The 18,154-nt window shown below is 69.3% G+C and carries 13 protein-coding genes; 5 read left to right on the top strand and 8 right to left on the bottom strand.

Going from position 1 to position 18,154, the window contains the following annotated elements:
• Positions 1-54: 54 nt before the first annotated feature.
• Genes GPA03_RS12095 through GPA03_RS12085 form a run of 3 tightly spaced genes read left to right on the top strand, consistent with a single transcriptional unit; the run spans position 55 to position 5,327 of the window.
• Positions 55-1,839, top strand: coding sequence for a lipase family protein (locus tag GPA03_RS12095; RefSeq protein ID WP_156252268.1), 1,785 nt, complete (start codon positions 55-57; stop codon positions 1,837-1,839).
• Between the two features lie 28 nt (positions 1,840-1,867).
• The gene (locus GPA03_RS12090; protein ID WP_206673533.1) at positions 1,868-3,319 is read left to right on the top strand and encodes a glycoside-pentoside-hexuronide (GPH):cation symporter; all 1,452 of its coding nucleotides are present in this window, start codon (positions 1,868-1,870) and stop codon (positions 3,317-3,319) included.
• A complete protein-coding gene (locus GPA03_RS12085) occupies positions 3,309-5,327 on the top strand; it encodes an alpha-glucosidase (RefSeq protein WP_156252267.1) in 2,019 nt (672 codons plus the stop codon). The genes GPA03_RS12090 and GPA03_RS12085 overlap by 11 nt, the downstream gene beginning before the upstream one ends.
• A 23-nt stretch (positions 5,328-5,350) precedes the next feature.
• On the opposite strand, the gene GPA03_RS12080 is transcribed toward GPA03_RS12085, so the two are convergent.
• Together GPA03_RS12080 and GPA03_RS12075 are read right to left on the bottom strand one after the other, a co-directional pair.
• Positions 5,351-6,121, bottom strand: coding sequence for an SDR family oxidoreductase (locus GPA03_RS12080; protein WP_156252266.1), 771 nt, complete (start codon positions 6,119-6,121; stop codon positions 5,351-5,353).
• A gap of 70 nt (positions 6,122-6,191) precedes the next feature.
• Positions 6,192-6,671: a DUF456 domain-containing protein gene (locus tag GPA03_RS12075; RefSeq protein WP_241681260.1), complete on the bottom strand. Its 480-nt coding sequence runs from the start codon at positions 6,669-6,671 to the stop codon at positions 6,192-6,194.
• A 296-nt stretch (positions 6,672-6,967) separates the two neighbouring features.
• Between GPA03_RS12075 and GPA03_RS12070 the strand changes: the two genes are divergently transcribed.
• Both GPA03_RS12070 and GPA03_RS12065 read left to right on the top strand, forming a co-directional pair.
• Positions 6,968-11,071 (top strand): Ig-like domain-containing protein, encoded by a 4,104-nt coding sequence (locus GPA03_RS12070; RefSeq protein WP_241681259.1) that lies wholly within the window; start codon positions 6,968-6,970, stop codon positions 11,069-11,071.
• Between the two features lie 117 nt (positions 11,072-11,188).
• Positions 11,189-11,860 (top strand): GntR family transcriptional regulator, encoded by a 672-nt coding sequence (locus GPA03_RS12065; RefSeq protein WP_156252264.1) that lies wholly within the window; start codon positions 11,189-11,191, stop codon positions 11,858-11,860.
• On the opposite strand, the gene GPA03_RS12060 is transcribed toward GPA03_RS12065, so the two are convergent.
• From GPA03_RS12060 to GPA03_RS12035, 6 genes are read right to left on the bottom strand one after another with little or no spacing between them, the layout of a single operon-like run.
• Complete coding sequence (locus GPA03_RS12060; RefSeq protein WP_162458351.1) at positions 11,848-12,663, bottom strand: amidohydrolase family protein; 816 nt, start codon at positions 12,661-12,663, stop codon at positions 11,848-11,850. The genes GPA03_RS12065 and GPA03_RS12060 overlap by 13 nt on opposite strands.
• Positions 12,660-13,601 carry an aldo/keto reductase gene (locus tag GPA03_RS12055; RefSeq protein WP_156252262.1) on the bottom strand — a complete coding sequence of 314 codons (942 nt, stop codon included), beginning with the start codon at positions 13,599-13,601 and terminating at the stop codon, positions 12,660-12,662. The genes GPA03_RS12060 and GPA03_RS12055 overlap by 4 nt, the downstream gene beginning before the upstream one ends.
• Complete coding sequence (locus tag GPA03_RS12050) at positions 13,580-14,362, bottom strand: RraA family protein (protein ID WP_156252261.1); 783 nt, start codon at positions 14,360-14,362, stop codon at positions 13,580-13,582. Before GPA03_RS12050 ends, GPA03_RS12055 begins: the two co-directional genes overlap by 22 nt.
• A complete protein-coding gene (locus GPA03_RS12045; protein WP_156252260.1) occupies positions 14,359-16,308 on the bottom strand; it encodes a DUF8034 domain-containing protein in 1,950 nt (649 codons plus the stop codon). Before GPA03_RS12045 ends, GPA03_RS12050 begins: the two co-directional genes overlap by 4 nt.
• Positions 16,305-17,159, bottom strand: a complete 855-nt coding sequence (locus tag GPA03_RS12040; RefSeq protein ID WP_156252259.1) for a carbohydrate ABC transporter permease — start codon at positions 17,157-17,159, stop codon at positions 16,305-16,307. The genes GPA03_RS12045 and GPA03_RS12040 overlap by 4 nt, the downstream gene beginning before the upstream one ends.
• Positions 17,156-18,097, bottom strand: a complete 942-nt coding sequence (locus tag GPA03_RS12035; protein ID WP_156252258.1) for a carbohydrate ABC transporter permease — start codon at positions 18,095-18,097, stop codon at positions 17,156-17,158. The genes GPA03_RS12040 and GPA03_RS12035 overlap by 4 nt, the downstream gene beginning before the upstream one ends.
• Positions 18,098-18,154 lie beyond the last annotated feature (57 nt).

Below are 18,154 nucleotides of genomic sequence, written 5' to 3'. Positions count from 1 at the left end.
GCCGCCCCTCAGGCGCTAGCGTGTGCGCTGTTCCCTGGGTCGGGTTGGAGGGCGATGTCGACGAACTCACCGAGGGCAGCCCCGCGGGATCTGGTCTGGCGGCTGCCGCGCCCCTGGCGGCTCGCGATCGGGGTGCTCGCCGTGGCGGTCGGCATGGTGGTGCTGACGCGACCGGCGACGTCGCTGGGGCTGCTCGCCCTCCTCATCGGCGCGGCGATGCTGGTGGCGGGTGCCCTCGAGCTGATGGAGCACCGCGACGACGGCGACGACCGCCGCACCCGGACGCTTCGCCGCGTGGTGGCCGGGTTCTGGGCTGCGGGCGGCGTCTTCGTGCTGAGCTGGCCGGCGCTCACCGTGCGTGCCGTCGCGCTCGTGGTCGGCGTCGCGCTGATCGCGAGCGGGATCCGCGGGGTGATCGTCGCGAGCCGGGCGAGGGCGCAGCTCGATGCGCGGGTCGCTCAGCTCGCGTTCGGGCTCGCCGGGGTGGTGCTCGGCGTGCTCGCGCTGCTGTGGCCCGACATCACGTTGCTGGTGGTGGCGGTAGTCTTCGGTGCGCGCCTGGGCGGCGCCGGCGCGCTGCTGGTGTGGGGGACGCTGCGGCCGGCACCGGCCGCTGAGCCGCAGCCGCGCGCAGGTCCGTGGCGGCGCTGGTCGCGCACGGTAGCCGCGGTGCTGGTGCTCGTCCTGACCGTGGGTGCGGCCGGGCTGAGCTATACGCTCAGGCAGCCTTCCGCCGTCGTCGACGAGTTCTATGCCGCCCCGCGCACGGTGCCCGAGGAGCCCGGCGCGCTGATCCGCTCCGAACCCTTCACGCGCGAGGTGCCCGAGGGTGCGAGCGCGTGGCGGATCCTCTACACGACCACGCACGGCGACGGCTCGCCCGCCGTCGCGAGCGGGCTCGTGGTCGTCCCTGACGGCGTGACCCAGGCCCCGGTCATCGCCTGGACGCACGGCACCACGGGGTTCGCGCGACACTGTGCACCCTCGCTGCTGGCCGAGCCCTTCGAGTCCGGTGCGCTGTTCCTGCTGCCCGAGATCCTCGCGCAAGGCTGGGCGCTGGTGGCCACGGACTACATCGGGCTCGGCACCGAGGGGCCGCACCCGTACCTGATCGGGCAGGACAGCGCCCGTGCGGCACTGGACGCGGTCCGGGCGGCACGTGGCCTCGAGAGCGCCTCGTTCGGTCAGCAGACTGCCGTCTGGGGCCACTCCCAGGGCGGCGGCGCAGCGCTGTGGGTGGGGGCGGTCGCAGCCGAGTACGCGCCCGACGTACCGCTGTCCGGTGTCGCGGCCCTCGCGCCGGCCTCGAACCTGCCCGGCTTCCTCGACACCCTGTCCTCGATGCTCGGCGGCAGCATCTTCGCCTCGTTCGTGGCGGCCGCCTACACCAGCGTGTACGAGGACGTCCGGTGGGACGACTACATCCGCCCGGGGTCCTCGCCCTTCGTGCGCAGCGCGTCCGAGCGCTGCCTGAGCGACCCGGGCACCGCCGTCTCGGTGCTGAACGAGCTCGCCCAGTCACGCGACCCGCAGGTCTACTCGACCGACCCCACCACGGGTGCCTTCGGGCAACGCCTCGTGGAGAACATCCCGCCCGCGACGCTCTCGGTGCCGCTGCTGCTGGCGCAGGGCGAGTCGGACACGATCATCGCGCCGGCTGCCCAGAGCTCCTACGTCGACGGGCTGTGCGCGGCGGGTCAGCAGGTCGACTACCGCACCTACCCCGGCCTCGGCCACGTGGACCTCGTGGAACCCGCCTCGGCGCTCGCCCCCGAGCTGCTGTCATGGACGCAGGACCGGCTCGACGGCGGACCCGTCACCGATACCTGTGGGGAGTAGGCGCGGCAGCCGCTGGCAGACTGCGGCCGTGACCACCGTCAGCGGCGCCGGCGCCGACACGCTCTCGCGCCGCAACACCTGGGGCTTCGGCCTGGGAACCCTCGGACGCGACATGGTCGCCGCGATGGTGACCATGTTCCTCATGGTCTACCTCACCGAGGTGGTCCAGGTCCCCAACTCCACGCTCGGTGCGATCACTGCCGTGCTGGTGATCATGCGGCTGTTCGACGCCGTCAACGACCCGGTGATGGGCCTGGTCGTCGACAACACACGGACCCGGTGGGGCAAGTTCAAGCCATGGATCGCCGTCGGAGCGATCGCATGGGCGGGCGCGACCGTGCTGATGTTCTCGGACTGGGGTGTGGACGGCGCCGCCTTCGTGGCCGTGTTCGTGGGCGTGTATCTGCTGTGGGAGGTCGCGTACACGGTCAACGACATCTCCTACTACGGCATGCTGCCCTCGCTGTCACGCAGCCAGCACGAGCGCGAGCGGATCGGCGTCGTGGCACGCATCTGCGCGAACGTGGGGCTGTTCTCGCTGGTGGTGGCCCTGGTACCGGTGACCGAAGCGCTCGAGGCCCGGCTCGGCTCGGCCCAGCGGGCCTGGCTCGCCCTCGCGCTCGGCGTCGCCGTGGTCATGCTCGTGTTCCAGGCGATCACCCTGGTGACCACCCGTCAGCAGGTCGGAGCGCCCATGGAGCCGACGCCGCTGCGTGGTCTGGTCGCGGTGATCCTGCGCAACGACCAGCTGCTCTGGGTCACGTTGTCGATGGTGATGTTCATGGCGGGGTACACGCTGACCACGAGTCTGGGCCTGTACTACTTCACCTACGTGTACGGCGACGCCGGCATGTACCCGGTGTTCGCAGCGATCCTCGGTGTCACACAGCTCGCCGGGCTGCTCGTCTTCCCGCTGGTCGCGGCACGCATGAGCAGGCGCGGCATCCACCTGCTGGCGACGACGGCCTGTGCCCTCGGCTACGTCGTGTTCCTCCTGGCCGGCACGTCGATGGTGGTCATCGGCATCGCAGGCGTACTGATCTTCAGCGGTCAGGCCTTCATCCAGCTGTTGATGCTGCTCTTCATCGCGGACTCGGTCGAGTACGGCCAGTGGAAGCTCGGTCGGCGGAACGAGTCGGTCACCTTCTCGCTGCAACCCTTCATCTACAAGGCCTCCAGCGCGCTGGCCAGCGGCGGGGTCGGCCTGACGCTGATCCTGTCGGGCATCAACGAGGCCCGCACGGCAGCCGACGTCACGGCCGGCGGCATCGCCATCTTCACGTTCGCGATGCTGGGTCTGCCGCTGATCCTGGTGCTCGTCAGCTGGCTGGTGCTGTCCCGGAGGTACCGCCTCGACGAGATCACCTACGCCGGGATCGTCGCCGAGCTCAGCAGCCGCGAGGCGGCCGTGCTGCTGCCACCGGACACCGGCACCGACCCCCGCCCGCTGGCTGTCGAGGGCGCCGACGATGACCGCTGAACATCCTCGCCTCAAGGACGTCTACGCCCACCCGGTAGGGCGCGACGCGATCGACAGGGTGCTGCTGCAGCTCGGTCGCTCGCCCCGCTGGGTCACCAACCCCCTGGTCGCGAACCTGCCGCTGAGGGCTGCCGCCCGGTTGGCGCGCCCGGTCCTCGGTGGCGACATCACCTCGTCACTGCTGGACCTGCTGGCCGATCACGGCGACGGGCACAAGGCGTCGCCTCGCGCCGACGCCGACGACAGGCCGTGGTGGAACCGGGCGGTCTTCTACCAGGTCTACCCCCGCTCCTTCGCCGACTCCGACGGCGACGGCGTCGGAGACCTGCGCGGGTTGCTGGCGCGCCTGGACCATCTCGCCGACCTCGGTGTCGACTGCGTCTGGCTGTCACCGATCTTCGACTCGCCGAACGAGGACATGGGCTACGACGTCCGCGACTACCGCGCCGTGATGGCGGAGATGGGCACCCTCGCCGATCTCGACGAGCTGATCGCCGGCTGCCACGCGCGAGGCATGCGGATCATCCTCGATCTGGTCGTCAACCACACCTCCGCCGAGCATCCCTGGTTCCGCGCCGCCGTCGCCGATCCGGAAGGCCCGTACGGCTCGTACTACCACCTGCGGCGGGGAAGGCCAGGCGAGGACGGGAGCGGACCGCCGCCGAACAACTGGGCGTCCTTCTTCGGTGGCAGCGCGTGGCGGTGGTTGCCGCAGGCGCAGCGGTGGGCGCTGCACCTGTTCGCCCCTGGGCAGATGGACCTCAACTGGGAGGAGCCGCGCGTTCGCGCCGAGGTCGCGCAGATCGTGCGGTGGTGGCGAGCTCGCGGCATCGACGGGTTCCGCCTCGACGTCATCAACTACATCTCGAAGCGACCCGGTCTGCCGGACGGCAACGAGGCCATCGGCACCCTCATGCAGTTCCCCGGGATCGAGCACTACTTCTTCGGCCCTCGGCTGCACGAGCACCTGCGTGAGCTGCGCACCGACGGCTTCACCCGCTCGCCCGACGACCCCGTACCGATGTCCACCGCGCGCAGCCGCCGTGCCGACGGCGCACTGGGCGAGCCGCTGCCGCCGGACCCGATCGGTGTGATGGTGGGTGAGACACCCGGCGTCGGGGTGGAGCTGACGCGACTGCTGGCCGGCACCGGCCGCGGCGAGCTCGACATGGTCTTCAACTTCGATGTGCTCGACGGCCCGGGGCGCACGCGCTGGGACGACTACCGCTACGACCTCAGCTACCTGAAGGAGCACTACCTCCGCTCGCTGGAGCGCCTGGGCGGTGACGCGCAGCTCGCACTGTTCCTCGACAACCACGACAACCCGCGGATGCTGTCCAAGGTTCTCGGGGACCGGGACCAGGACCCGTCGCTGCGAAGCGCCCTCGCCAAGGCGTTGGTGACCATCCAGCTGATGCTCCCGGGCACCCCGTTCCTCTACCAGGGGCAGGAGATCGCGGCGATCGACCAGCGCTTCACATCGGCGTCCGAGCTGCACGACGTCGAGTCGCTCAACCGGCTGACCAGGCTGCGAGCCGACGGGCTGACCGAGGCCGATGCGGTGGCGCGCGTGCTCCCGGGTGCGCGGGATCACGCGCGGGTGCCGATGCGCTGGGAGCCCGGGCCGACGACGGGGTTCACCACGGGGACACCGTGGCAACCTGGCCGGGAGGAGTCGGTCGGGTTCACGGTCGCCGAGCAGGAAAGCGACCAGGGCTCGGTGCTGAACCACGTGCGCCGGCTCATCGCCCTGCGGCGCGCCGAGCCGGCGCTGGTCGACGGCGGCATGACAGCGCTCGCCCGATCCTCGCGACGCTACTTCGGCTGGCTCCGCACCCTGCCGGGCACAGCCGAGACCTGGCTGATCGAGGTCAACCTCACCGACCGCACGATCCGGCGGCCGCGAGGGCTGCCGGATGCCGAGGTCGCTCTCGGCTCACCGAGCCTGGAGCGAGGCGCCACGATGGCCCCGTACGAGTGCCTCGTCGCACGGGTGCGGGCCGGCTGACCCGTGCACGATCTGGCGGAGCGCTACCCCTGGAGCAGGGACTGCGCGCCGTCGATCCACACCTCGGTGCCGCTGATGTGGTCGGCCGCGTCGGAGGCGAGGAACCCGACGAGCGCGGCGACCTGCTCGGCGGTGCCGGACTCCGAACCCGTGAGCGGGATGGTGCCCTGCGGGAACTCCACGGGGATCTTCACGCCCTCGTTCTGGGAGTCGGTGTTGTCGCTGATCTCGGTGTCGATCGCGCCGGGGCAGATCACGTTGACCCGGATGCCCCGCGGCCCCAGCTCGACCGCGAGCATCTTCGTCAGGGCCACCTGGCCGGCCTTCGATGCCGAGTAGGCGCTCGCGCCGGAGTTGGAGAAGATCCTGGTCCCGTTGACCGAGGCGATCACCACGGCCGAGCCGCCGCGACCGATGTGCGGCACAGTCGCCTTCAGCGTGATGAAGGTGCCCGTGAGGTTGATGTCGATCGTCGAACGGAAGTCCTCGACGCTGAGGTCGTCGATACCCGCCCACGTACCGTTCACCCCGGCGTTGGCCACCACCACGTCCAGACGGCCGAACTGCTCGAGCGTGGCACGCACCGCCTCGTCGACGGCGGCCTCGTCGCTGACATCGGCGAGAGCTGTGAGCACCTCGCCGCCCTCCCCCCGGATGCTCTCGGCGACCTCCTCGAGCTCGTCCTCGGTGCGACCGACCAGGGCGACGCGCGCACCGCGTGCAGCGAGCAGCCGTGCCGACGCCTCCCCGATCCCCGATCCGGCTCCGGTCACGAACGCGACCTTGTCGTGCATGGTGCCTCCTCCTGGTCGTTGGTGCTGCTCTGAACCAACGTAGGCGGCGTGAGCCTCGCGCGGGAAGGGTTCAGCGCACGACGACGGCGATCGCCCAGGCGCCCACGGCCACCATCGCGCCGGCCAGCTCGACCAGGATCGTGACGCCGGTGGCCCTGATCGCGGCCTTGGTCGAGGTCCACGCCTTCGCGCGGTCGCGGAGCCGCATCTGCTCGGCCAGGTAGACCCCGAGGACGAACAGCAAGGGCAGTCCGATCACGGGGATCACGAAGAACCCGATGACGCCGAGCACTCCCCCGACGACGAGCGTCCGGTTCGGCACCGCTGCCTTCTTCAGCCCGCGCCCGGCCAGCAGGTACTTGCCCACCCACGCCGCTGCCGCCGCGATCACGCCGATGCCGAGCACCAGCCAGCCTGCTGCGGTCTGCGACTCCGTGGCCCACAGCAGGATGCCACCGAGCACCAGCAGCGTGCCGGGCAGCACCTGCACCACGACGCCGAACAGCCCCACCAGCATGATGGCCGCGCACAGCAGCTCGAAGAGCGTCACGGGCTCAGTGTGCCAAGCACATCGCCTTTGAGTTCGTGCCTTCTCGTCGAGTTCGGTGGGTATTCGCGACGAGCTCGGCGAGCTGCGACGAACTCGGGCCACGGCAGCGCCATCGTCCCGTCCGCGCACCGCGGGTGCCGCCCTCGCCGCCACCCGCGGTGCTCGCCGGGCGCCGTTCGCCCTTCGAGATGGCACTGTTCCTCGATTATCGATTAGTGATAACGTCGCCATCGCTGTCGGCCCATCCGGGCCGGATCAACGACGATCGCCACCCGCCGGTGGCCGGAAAGGTCGGTATGTCAGCGATGCTCAGGCGGCTCTTCGCGCTGCTCACCACAATCGCCCTCGGGCTGGCCGGGCTCTTCGCGCCCGCGCAGGCCGACACCCCTCCGCTCACGCTCTACATCGCACCCAGCGGTGACGACTCCTCCTCCGGCACCCTCGAGGAGCCCTTGCAGACCCTCGAGGGCGCACGCGACGCCATTCGCACGCATCGTGCCGACGGCACCCTCCCCGATGGGCCGGTGACCGTCTATCTCCGCGAGGGCTCCTACTACCGAACCCAGAGCTTCGAGCTGGGCGCGGAGGACTCCGGCACAGCCGAGTCACCCGTCACCTACGCCTCCTACCCTGGCGAGACCGCACGCCTGACCGGCGGGCTCGAGCTCGACCGAGATGACTTCGCACCTGTCACCGACGACGCGGTGCTGGACCGGATCGTCGATGTCGACGCACGGGACACCGTGCTGCAGCTCGACCTCGACGCCGCCGGCATCACCGACTACGGGAACCTCAGCCGGCACGGCTACTGGTATGCGAACGACCTGAGCGAGATCCCGCCGATGGAGCTGTTCGTCGAAGGCGAGGGCATGACGCTCGCACGCTGGCCGAACAACGGCGACACCGTCCAGATGGACGAGATCATCGACGTCGGTCCCACCCGGGCCGACGACGACCTCCACGACCGCGGCGGCGTCTTCAGCTTCACCTACGACCGGCCGCAGCACTGGGCGCAGGCCGAGGACATCTGGATGGACGGTATCTTCGGCTACTCCTGGGAGTGGTCCTACAACAAGGTCGCCTCGATCGACCTCGAGACCAAGCAGCTCACGATGCGCTACGGCGAGATGTCCGGGCTGATGAAGACCTGGTTCGAGGACTTCCACCACTTCGAGAACCTGCTCGAGGAGCTGGACTCCCCCGGTGAGTACTACGTGGACCGCGACGCCGGTATCCTCTACTTCCAGCCCAACGCGGGCTTCCAGCACGGCACCGGGGCGGTGACCGTCTCGATGCTCTCGGAGCCGATGCTGCGCACCGACGGCGCCTCGCACGTCGTCTTCGACGAGCTGGTGCTCGAGTACGGTCGCGCGCTCGCGGCTGTGATCCTCGGTGGCGAGGCCGTCACCATCTCGAGCAGCGACATCCGCAACTTCACCGACGGCGGCGTCTACATCAACTCCCCGGGCCGCTACACCTACGACGGCATCCCCGTGAACCGTGGTGGCACCGACCACACGGTCGTGGACTCGCACATCCAGCACGTCGGCGGTGTGGCCGTCGTCCTCCAGGGGGGCGACAAGACGCTCCTGACGCCCGGCAACAACCGTGTTGTCAACACCCACATCCACGACTTCGCCTACTACCACCAGGCCTACAACCCCGGCGTGATGCTCGACGGCGTGGGTAACGCCGTGGAGGGAAGCGAGATCCATGACGCCCCGCACCCGGGCATCATCGTGCACGGCAACGATCACCTGATCGAGCGCAACGAGATCTATGACATCTGCAAGAGGTTCCAGGATCTCGGTGCGATCTACATGAACGCCGGCGCAACGCCTCAGCAGCGCGGCACCGTGATGCGGGGCAACTACTTCCATGACACCGGTATCGGCAGGCTCGGGGTGGAGGGCATCTACCCGGACAACCTCACGATGGGTCTGACCATCGAGGGGAACTACTTCTACCGGATGGGCAACGACGCGATCAAGGTCGGCTCGGGCTCCCACATCACGGCCCGGAACAACGTCTTCATCGACACCTTCATCCCCTTCAACAACTATGAGATGTGGATGGGCGATCACGAGGGCAACAAGGTCGACACCGACTACATGCCGACGTGGATCGAGCTGTTCGAGGAGAACAACGACTTCATCGACACTCCCTACGGCGAGCGCTACCCGGAGCTGCTGACGTTCTTCGAGGAGAACCACTACTACCCGGACACCAACGTCTTCGAGAACAACGTCACGTGGAACCCGGGCCTGACCCGCTCCGCCGACGTCAACGCCGAGGGCGCACGTGACGTCCACGACCTCCTCAACTACGGCGAGAACTGGGTCACCGACACCGACCCGGGCTTCGTCGACCCCAGCACCGGCGACTTCACGTTCGCCGACGATGCGCCGGTGTTCGAGCAGATCCCCGGGTTCGAGCCGACGCCGTTCGGTGAGATCGGGACCCAGGGCACGGTGGGTCACCCGTCCTCGCCCACGCAGATCGACGTCAGCGGTGTCTACCTTCCGGCTGAGCAGCTGACGCTCCCTCTCGGTTCCTCGCAGCCGTTCGCGGCGCAGGTGGTGCCGTGGAACGCCTCCGAGGACGGCGTGACCTACGTGAGCAGCGACCCTGCGGCCGTCGAGGTCGATGCCACGGGTACCGTGACCGCTCTGGCACCGGGCGAGGCCACCGTGACCGCCACGTCAGCGGGAGATGCAGCGATCGTCTCCGAGGCCAGGGTCGTCGTGGTCGAGGGTGATGGCATCCTTCACTTCACCGACTTCGAGTCCGGCGGCAACGACTGGCCGATCGACCCGAACCGGAGCATCGTGGCGGATGCCGACGGCAACCATGTGTACCGCATCGTCAACGGTGCGAACAGCCAGCATCCGCGGCCGTTCGGCGAGTACACGCTCCGGTTCCAGCTCACCACGCCGGAGGTGATGCCCGAGGGTGGCGTGCTCCTGATGTACGACCGCACCGGCGCCAACGCCGGCGGTTTCATCGAGTACCGGCACGCCGAGGCCGGCCCGCGCTGGCGTATCTACGATTCCGGCTGGGCAGTGCTGGAGGAGGTCGTCCTGGCTCCCGAGCAGGCGCTCGAGCCGAGCGCGGCGTACGAGGTCGCCGTCACGGTGGCCGCTACCGGCGTCACGGTCGCCGTCGACGGCGATGCCGTGATCGCAGGCCCGAACCCGAACCCCGGCACCTCGGGCAAGGTCGGGTTCTACGTCTCGGGCTTCAGCCATCTCGACGTCGACGACGTCACGTTCTCGCTGGTGCGCACCGCGCCGGAGTCGATCACGATCGCCGAGAGCGATGTCGTCCTCGCGGCGGGCGGCAGCCGCCAGCTCACCGCCACGCTGACGCCGAGCGATGCCACTGCCGCGCTCACCTGGGAGTCGTCCGACCCCTCGGTCGTCACGGTCGACGCGCTCGGTCGCATCCGAGCGGTCGCCCCGGGCAGCACCACGGTGACGGTCACCGTGGCCGATGACCCCACGCTCATCGCGAGCATCGCCGTCGAGGTGGTCGAGGGCGAGTACGTGGTGACGGATCTCACCGACGAGCTCTCCGACGCCGACGGCTGGGTCGGTGACGGCATCGCCGACTTCGACGGCGGCACGCTTCGACTCACCTCCGAGGGCGTGATCGGCTACGAGGGCGCCACGTACGCCGACGGCCTGCTGCGATTCAACGCTTCGTTCGGGGCGTTCGAGGGCGGCTGGTACGGCTTCGCGGTCCGCTCCGACCGGGCCGGCACACCGAGCTGGGTCGGGAGCAACAAGGGCTACCTCGTGGTCATCAAGGAAGACGTGATCGAGATCCAGAGCTGGCGGCCGGGTCAGTCGATGCTCGACGTCGTCCCGAACACCACGATCACACCCGACAGCGAGCACGTCATCGAGTTCGGCACCACCGCCACCGACGAGGGGATGGAGGTGGTGCTGCGGGTCGACGGGGTGGCGGTCTGGAGCGGTCTCGACACCGGGACCGGAGCGGCGATCGCCGAGGCCGGCTACCTCAACGTGTACCACTACGCCGAGACCGGCACGCTCACGCTCACGCCGGCCGAGGACGAGGAGCCCGAGCCGCCCGAGCACGAGACCGACGTCGACCTCCGGGTCAGCGTCCGCTCGCAGTGCTGGGACGAGGAGGCCGTGGTGGCCGTGCATGCCGTCAATCGGACAGACCTGCCGGCAGACATCCGGCTGACCACACCGTACGGTGACAAGAAGTTCACAGCGGTGCAGCCCGGTCAGGCGGTGTACCACGGGTTCACCACGGGCGGCCCGTCGGTCGGGGCCGACTCCGCGACGGTCGCCGGATACTCCTGGCACGAGGATCACGGCCACTACCAGCGCTACACGGTGAGCTACGAGGCGGTGACCTGCGGCTGAGGTACCGCGAACGCGCGAGCGTGACCCCGGGGCGTGGCTGGCCGCACCCCGGGGTCACGCTCGCACCCTTTCGCAGGACCCCCATTAGCGATTAGCGATAGCCCGTAGGATGAGGGGATGACGGAGATGACGACGCGGGGCCTTGCCCGAGGCCTGCTCTCCGACCAGATCTATGACCTGGTCAAGAGCATGATCAAGGACTCCACGCTCGCACCCGGCCAGCAGCTCGTGGAGTCACAGCTCGCGCGGGAGTGGAAGGTGAGTCAGGCACCGGTCCGTGACGCGCTGAAGCGGCTGGCGCACGAGGGGCTCGTCACGCACGAGCGCAACCGCGGCAACTTCGTGGCCGAGTACACCGAGGACGAGGTGCACCAGGCGCGGGTGGCTCGCACGGCGCTGGAGTCGCTCGCGGGGCGTCTCGTGTGCGGCAACCTCAGCGAGGAGATGCGCAGCAGGCTCGACAACACGATCGAGAAGATGCACGCGGCCGCCACCGAACGGAACCTGAGCACCTTCCGGGAGCTCGACTTCGCGTTCCATCGCACGGTGATCGAGGCGAGCGGCAACCCCTATCTCCCCCGGATGTGGGACATCATCGAGCCCAGTCTGCGCGCGACGCACGCCCTCGGCGACCCGGAGTACCCGGGCGACTGGCACGAGGTGGCGGACTGGCACTGGAGCCTGCTGCAGGTGCTGCAGGCCGACGACGAGGACGCTGCCGCGAACCTCTTCGCCCGTCACGCCGCCGGCACGCTCCTCGAGCCGGACGAGACCGCTCAGCCCAGGTAGAGCCTCGTCGCGAGCCCTCGCCAGAACGAGTCCGCTTCATCGGCGCTGAGCTCGGGCAGGGCCGCCCGGGTACGCGCGAGCGTCTCCGAGTAGCCGCAGGTGCGGGTCGAGATGGGCCAGTCGCTGCCGAACATCAGCCGGTCGATGCCGAGGATCTCGACGGCGTCCCGCACGATCCCACGAACCCTCGCTGCGTCCCCGCCCGGCTGATGCAGTCCCGATACCTTCGCGGCCACACGCGCGTGCGGGGCGACGGCACGGAGGCCGTCGCGCCAGACGTCGCTCGGCTCGGCAGCGCCGAGACCGAGATGGCAGAGCACGATCGTGAGATCGGGATGTGCTGCGGCCAGCTCAGCCACGGCGCCCAGCTGCTCCGGGCGGATCAGCATCTCGAGGACCCGCCCCGCACCGGCCAGTCCCGCCGCGAGCTCAGCCACACCCGGCACGTCGCTCAGATCCGCCGCGCGGGTGGGCACCGCGAGCCTGATCCCCGCCAGCGCCGGATGCTCGAGCACCGCTTGCGCGGTGCCCGCCCACAGGCCCGAGCGCGGTTCGTACTGCGCCACCACCGCCCCCACGAGCCGGTCCTGCTCGGCGACCGCCAGCAACCAACGGAGCTCCTCGAGCGTGTCGGCAGCCTGCACGACGACGGCCCTCTCGGGCACCGGCACGTCGGCCTGTGCCAGCTCCTGGAGAAGCTCGCCGACCGTTGCCCGAGCGGGCAGACCATCACCCTCACGAAACCATGACAACCGGATCTGGTCGATGTTCCACAGGTGAAGATGGGCGTCGACGTACCTCACGCAGCCTCGTCCAACAGGCGCCAGAGCTCGGCAGGGATCGCCACCTCGAGCCCGGCCACCCAGTCGTGCACCTCGGCTGCGGTGCGGGCCCCGACCACGACCGCCTCGACGCCCTGTCGCTGCAACGGGTAGCGTGCCGCGGCATGCCGGAGCTCGACGCCGTACCGCGCGCACAGCTGCTGCATCGCCTCGGCCCGGGCAACGATCTCCGCAGACGCCGGGTAATAGTCGAAGTAGGGGCTGCCCACAGGGTCGGCGAGCACACCGGAGTTGAGGACGCCCGCTGCGACGACACCGACACCCAGGTCGCGTGCGGCCGGCAGCAGCGCCTCGTCCGCACGCCGGTCCAGCAACGTCAGCCGGCCGGCCTCCATCACGACGTCGATCGGGGCTTCCCGCACGAACCGCGTCAGCGGCTCGGTCCAGACCATGCCGACCCCGATGGCCCGCACCACGCCCTGGTCCAACAGATCGCGCAGTGCGGGGATCGTCGAGCCCAGCGCTTCGTCGACGTCCGGTGGGTCGTGCAGGTAGAGCAGGTCCACCCGATCGGTGCGCAGCCTCCGTAGGCTTCCCTCGAGGCTGCGGAGCACGCCGTCCCGGCTGCCGTCGAAGACCGTTCCGGACCCCAGCCGCCCGGTCTCGACGACCCGACCATCGTCGTCCACGACAGCGCGCCCCACCTTGGTGGCGATGACAAGGTCATCGCGGGGGACGCCGTCGAGAGCCCGCCCGAGCCGTTGCTCGCTCAGGCCAGCACCGTAGTGCGGGGCGGTGTCGAAGAACCGGATGCCGGCGGCGAGCGCCGCGGCGACGGTCTCCTCCGCGTCGGCCTCGGCGACCGACGTGTACAGGTTGCCGATCGGCGCGCAGCCGAGTCCGTAGCACGACGGGAAGCCTGGATCGGCCACCGGCCTCAGGACTGGACGGAACGCCATGCCTCGTACTCCTCGCGACTGTCCGGCGTGAGCGGGTAGTAGTCGCTCAGCCTTGCACCCTCGTCGAGACGCTGCCGGCTGAACACCTCCCACTCCTCGTGGTCCAGAGCCGCGGCGGCCACCTCGGCCGCTGCGGCCTGCGGGACGACCACAGCGCCGTCGTCGTCGGCGATGACCAGGTCGCCAGGCAGGCAGAGCGAGCCGCCCACCGCGACCGGGACGTCGTAGGCCCACGGGAACAGCTCGGACTGCGAGGCGTAGTGCGGTGTCACCCCGTTGCTCCACACCGGCAGCTCGAGCTCACGGATACGGCCCGAGTCCCGGATGCAGCCGTCGACCACCAGCCCCACCCCGCCCTGACGCTTCAGGTAGCGCGTGAGGATGTCACCCATGCAGCCCGAGTGCGTGCTGCCATAGGCCTGCACCACCAGCACGTCACCAGGCTGCACGGCCTCCAGCACCTCCCACAGCGCGGTGTGTCGCTCGGCATACTCCTGACCGGCGGATGACCCGAGATCCTCGCGCTGCGGCATGAACTGCAGGGTGATCGCCGACCCCACCATGCGCTGTCCCGGGATCAGCGGCCGCGGTCCCGAGATGAAGGTCCGTCGGATCCCCATCGCGTGCAGCTTCGCGCACGCGGTGGCGGTCGAGACCTGCTCGAGGGAGGCTCTCACGTCGGCGGAGACACGCTGGTAGGGCTCACCGCGCACCGGGAGATCGATCTGCGGTCGTGTCAGCTGGGTGGCGGTGTCGGTCATCTGGTTCCCTGTTCGGTTCGTGCTGCGGCGATGGCACGTGCGCCTGCCGCGCGGTGGTGCGGTCGTTGGGTGCTGGGTCTGGTGCGAAGGGTGAGCCGGGTGCGGTGCGAGGGCGCGAGCGCGACCCGAACAGCCCCATCGACCTCCGCGCTGGCGGTCACCGGGCTACCGGGGCGCGAGGACTCCGCGGTGGAGGGCCCGGGATAGTCGCCGCCGTCCTCGCCGTAGCTGTCGACCTGCTGCAGCCGGTGCTCGCCGAACCCGCTCGCCCGGATCAGCAGGCGTCTCGTGCGGGTCGGCGACAGGTTGACGAGCTCGACCTCCATGCGGTCCCGCGCAAGGTTCGTCACCAGTGCGGCAACATCCTGCGGCAGTCCGGCGCGACCCCGGTCGAGGTCCTCGTAGCTGATCGCGGAGAACGGCAGGCCGCCGTTGTAGAGCGTCTGCGGCGTGCCGGTGATCAGCTGCGAGAGAACCTCGGTGACCACGGGGTTGACCCGCTGCCAGTAGTGCAGGTGCACGTTCGCCGGGTCGGGGTGCTCGGTCTCCATCACCGCCACCCGGCGGGCCACCTGACCCAGCGCCATCGACAGGGCGCGGACCGGGTACTCGGGATTGTCACCGTCGAGATAGGCGAGCCAGGGCGCATCGTGGCCCGACTCCATCTTGTCGCGGAAGGGCTGGACCTCGCGCGCCGACCCGGGCATGCCGTCGAGCACGCGCTGGAGACGGGCACGATCCTGCTCCTCGCGGGTCCACCACCACAGCCAGAGCGGGAACTCCAGCTGCATCGGACCGAAGTCGAACCAGCCATCGGTGCCGTGACGATGCGGGACCAGCAGTGCGGGTTCGTCGACCCCCGAGCCGTAGCGGGCGCGCCAGAACTGGCTGAGGCTGAAAGGCGTCTGGGCGGGCGGTGCAGTGATCGCATGCTCGAGCACCGTGTCGAGCGCGGTGCGCGTCACGTCGAGGAAGCTGCCGTCCCCGGTGACGAGGGAGGTGTTCAGCCCGGCGATCAGGGTGGCGGAGGCCACCGAGTGCAGCCCGTGCGGCCACGTCCAGCCGTAGTGGCCGCCGTACCAGCGGCCGTCATGCAGACCACCCACTGCACCGTCGGGTGCCACGTTGTCCGGGACCAGCCCGCCGTTACGACGGGCTCGCTCGTGCCAGCCCTCGACATAGCGGGAGATCCATGACGAGGCGGTCGGGTCGCCGTCGTACAGCCATCGGTTGGCGACCAGCGAGGTCGCTGCGAGATTGACGGCGGTGTCTCCTCGGGCGCGACGATGCAGGGCGCGCCCCATCGCCTGGGCGTTCTCGGGCGACCGGAGATCGTCCCAGCTGCGGATGCCGGGCAGTCCGTGCAGCGGCAGCCCGTAGGGCTCCATGTGGACCAGATCGGCGGAGTACGCCTGCCAGGTCGGGCCGAGACCTTCGAGCGCACCGCGGGCACCGTTGTGCGGTGCCCGGATGATGTTGCGGTCGGGATCGTAGTTGCCACGTGCAGGATCCGTGTAGAGGTCGGCGAAACGTGCAGCCCGGCGCGCGAAGGCCGGATCGCCCGGGTCCGCCGCGCAGATCCCGTAGAAGAGCACGAGCGACTCACCCTGGTGGAACCAGTCGTAGCCGTTCTCGTACTCGCCTGTGAGCATGCCAGCCTCGGTCAGCTGGGCCGTGACGCCCGACCAGTGGTGCTTGGCGGCCGTGAGCACGTCATCGCTGCCGCCGAGCACGTAGAAGGCAGGCCAGTTGAAGAAGGGCTCGTAAAGGTCGTCGACGCCGTCGCGGTCCTCGAAGCGACCGCTGTAGCGGAGGCGACCATCGGGCTCGGTGTAGCGCTCGGCGAACTGGCGCCACGCCGTCTCGACGGCGTCGAAGAGGCGGCGCTGCAGCACGGCCCACGCCGGGATCTCGCGCATCGCCTCGGTCCGGATCGTTCCGCTCATCCCTTGGTCGCTCCCGCCACCAGGCCGCCGATGATGTGTCGCTGCATGAACACGAAGAAGATGACGGCGGGAAGGATCGCGAGCAGCAGGGTCGGGAACACCACGGTGTAGTCGGTGGAGTACTGGCCGACGGCCGAGTACACGCCGGTCGTCACCGTGTAGATGCCCGAGCTCGGACCCAGGATGATCTGCGGCGAGACGAAGTCGTTCCAGACGCTGATCGAGTTCAGCACCACGATCGTGGCCACCACGGGCCTCATGATCGGGAAGATGCAGGACCAGAACGCGCGTATCTGGCCGGCGCCGTCGAGTGCCGCCGCTTCGTCGATGTCGCGTGGGATGGTCCGCAGGTAGGCGCTGAAGAGGAAGATCGTGACCGGCAGGGTGGCGGCGGTCTCGAAGAGGATGAAGCCGGGCACGGTGTTGATGAGCCCGAGGACCCGCAGCACGAACACGACCGGGATCAGGGTGACCTGACCGGGGATGAAGAGACCGGAGACGAACAGGAGCAGCATGCCCAGGTGCCATTTCTTGCGGCCACGGGCGATCACGTAGGCGACGGGCGCGGCGAGCGCGATGCCGAGGACGTTGACCATCAGGACGAAGGACAGCGTGACCCCGTACGCGCGGACCACGTTGAACTTCTCGCTGGTCAGGGCTTCCTTCAGGTACTCGAGGGTGAAGGTCGACAGGTCGATCAGCAGCGGCTGCTGGATGATCTCGGCCTGCGGCTTGAACGCGCTGATCACCAGGATGTACATCGGGATCAGCATCACGAGCGCGATGGCCGTGAGCACCACCCACTTCAGCACGGTGCCCGCGAGGGTGCCGCGGCTTCGGACCGTGCTCATGCGGCCACCTTCTGCTCGGCGCCACGGCGGGCGAACGTGACGGCCAGTCCGATGATCGCGGTGACGATCAGGAGCACGACCGACTGCGCGGCCCCAAGACCGAGCGCCGACCGAGCGAACGAGTCCTTGAGGATCTGGTAGACGATCGTCTGGGTACCCGCGGCGGGTCCGCCGTCGGTCAGCGCGAGCACGACGTCGTACACCTTGAGCAGCCCGACGAGCGTGAGAACCAGATTGACCGTCAGCACCGGTGCGATCAGCGGCACCGTGATCGCACGGAACTGCTGCCAGCGGGAGGCGCCGTCAACCGTGGCGGCCTCGTAGTACTCGGTCGGCACCGACTTGATGCCGGCGATGAACAGGATCATGTTGAAACCGAAGCTCGACCAGAGGATCGTGGCGATGACGCTCCCCTTCGCCCAGGTCGCGTCGATCAGGAACGGCAGTGGACCTACCCCGACGTGGCCCAGCAGCGAGTTGGCGACACCGTTCGGTTGCAGCATCGCCGACCACAGGAAGCCGATGATCAGCGAGCTGATGATGTAGGGGTAGAAGAAGATCGTGCGGAGCACCGTGTTCACCCTGCCGGGGGCCGCGATGAGCACGGCGACCGCGAGCCCGACGATGTTGCAGAGCGTGGTGCCGACCACGGCGACGACGGCGGTGAAGATCGCGGCGTCCACCGTGCGGGGGTTCCGGAACGCGAACCGGTAGTTCTCGAGCCCGATGAAGTCGAACTTCAGGCTGTAGCCGTTCCAGTCGGTCAGGCTGAGCACGAATGCCAGGATCATCGGCACGATGAACATGAGGACGAACACCAGCACGGCAGGCCCGGCCATGATCAGGTCGGGCAGCCTCGATCGCACGGGCTTGCGGCGCGGTGCCCGCGCGTGTGGCTGCTGCGGCGCCTTCGGCGGTGCTGTCACGGTCGCTGTCATCTCCTCGCCTTCCTGGCCGAGCGTGGGCGTGGGTCGCTCAGACCCACGCCCACGCTG

The organism is Pseudactinotalea terrae, from assembly GCF_009733845.1.
Taxonomy (GTDB): Bacteria; Actinomycetota; Actinomycetes; order Actinomycetales; family Beutenbergiaceae; genus Pseudactinotalea; species Pseudactinotalea terrae.
The sequence above is the reverse complement of the archived record's forward strand: the minus strand, read 5'-3'. Positions and strand labels throughout refer to the sequence as shown.

Coding starts and splice junctions, on each gene's coding strand:
- GPA03_RS12095 (WP_156252268.1), top strand. CDS start 55: ATGTCGACGAACTCACCGAGGGCAGCCCCGCGGGATCTGGTCTGGCGG.
- GPA03_RS12085 (WP_156252267.1), top strand. CDS start 3,309: ATGACCGCTGAACATCCTCGCCTCAAGGACGTCTACGCCCACCCGGTA.
- GPA03_RS12080 (WP_156252266.1), bottom strand. CDS start 6,121: ATGCACGACAAGGTCGCGTTCGTGACCGGAGCCGGATCGGGGATCGGG.
- GPA03_RS12070 (WP_241681259.1), top strand. CDS start 6,968: ATGTCAGCGATGCTCAGGCGGCTCTTCGCGCTGCTCACCACAATCGCC.
- GPA03_RS12065 (WP_156252264.1), top strand. CDS start 11,189: ATGACGGAGATGACGACGCGGGGCCTTGCCCGAGGCCTGCTCTCCGAC.
- GPA03_RS12055 (WP_156252262.1), bottom strand. CDS start 13,601: ATGGCGTTCCGTCCAGTCCTGAGGCCGGTGGCCGATCCAGGCTTCCCG.
- GPA03_RS12050 (WP_156252261.1), bottom strand. CDS start 14,362: ATGACCGACACCGCCACCCAGCTGACACGACCGCAGATCGATCTCCCG.
- GPA03_RS12045 (WP_156252260.1), bottom strand. CDS start 16,308: ATGAGCGGAACGATCCGGACCGAGGCGATGCGCGAGATCCCGGCGTGG.
- GPA03_RS12040 (WP_156252259.1), bottom strand. CDS start 17,159: ATGAGCACGGTCCGAAGCCGCGGCACCCTCGCGGGCACCGTGCTGAAG.
- GPA03_RS12035 (WP_156252258.1), bottom strand. CDS start 18,097: ATGACAGCGACCGTGACAGCACCGCCGAAGGCGCCGCAGCAGCCACAC.